1 protein-coding gene is annotated in these 1182 nt (G+C 67.2%); it reads right to left on the bottom strand.

Annotated features, from left to right (window positions below; translation table 11 throughout):
• Positions 1-1182 (bottom strand): S8 family serine peptidase (locus DVH23_RS23215; RefSeq protein ID WP_157972601.1); only part of this gene is annotated, 1182 nt, incomplete at both ends.

Here is a 1182-nt window from a genome sequence, read left to right as displayed (position 1 = left end):
TCGACGATGCCGTACCCATACCGGACGTCCTGTTCGTCGCCCGGCTCCGACCAGTCGTCGGGTTTCCAGGCGGTCCCCTCGAGCACCGACCGGCTGTCCGCAGCGGTGAGGTCCTCGTTGGCCGAGAGCATCAGGGCGAGGACGCCCGCGACGTGGGGGGCGGCCATCGAGGTGCCACTCAAGTTCTGGTAGGTACCGCCGGGTTCGGCGCTGAGCACCTCGTTGCCGGGGGCGGAGACGTCGGGTTTGATCCACTCGTCGGGCCACTCGGGATCGGGTTCCTCCCAGTTGTCGGCGGCGATCGTATCACCGCTCGAGAACTCCGTGATGTCGCCGTTCTCGTCCGACGCGCCGATCGCAAAGGAATCGTAAATATTGGCGGGCGAGCCAACACAGCCCTCGCCGGAGTTGCCCGAGGAGGTGACCGCGAGGACGTCCATCGCGAGGGCGTTCTGGATGACGGGAATCCAGGCGTCCTCGTAGACCGGGCCGAACAACCCGCAGCCGGCACCGAAACTCATGCTGATGACGTCGGCGCCCATCTCCTCGAGAACGTACTCGAAGCCGGCGATCGGGTCCGAATCCGCCCCCGAGCCGCCCGGAAGGACGAGGCCGTGCATGAGGTCACAGCCGGGGGCGACGCCGTACTGGGGCGTGTCGCCGTCGGGAGCACTGGCGCCGACGGTGCCACCGACGTGAGTCCCATGGTAGTGGGAATCGTAGGGTTCCGAGCCCTCGATGGGCTCGCCATCGGGACCGATCTCGACCCACCCACCAGGGTAGGTCGGGTCATCGGAATCGTCCGAGTAGAGTTCGAGGTCGGGATGAGAAACGTCGAAACCCGTGTCGAGGACGGCGACCTTGACGCCCTCGCCCTGGGTGCTGAAATCGTCCCAGACGTCGGGCGCGTTGATCTGCTCGAGGCCGTACGTGGTGCCGTCGGCATCGGGGCTCGCCTCCGTCGACTCGGGTTCTGGGACGCGATACTCGGGGACGAGATACACTGCTCTGACGCCCTCGAGCGATCGGAGCTGGTCGGCGGTGACCGCGTCGGCGTTGACCTCGGCGCGGATGACGTTGGTGATCCAGTAGCTCCTGACGAGGTCGACGTTGTCGAACTCGGCGAGGGTCGTGCGGGCGGGCTCCTGGCTCGCCTCGGCGTGCTCGCGGAGCAGGCGGATG

This window comes from Saliphagus sp. LR7, from assembly GCF_003344565.1.
Lineage (GTDB): Archaea > Halobacteriota > Halobacteria > Halobacteriales > Natrialbaceae > Saliphagus > Saliphagus infecundisoli.
The sequence above is the reverse complement of the archived record's forward strand: the minus strand, read 5'-3'. Positions and strand labels throughout refer to the sequence as shown.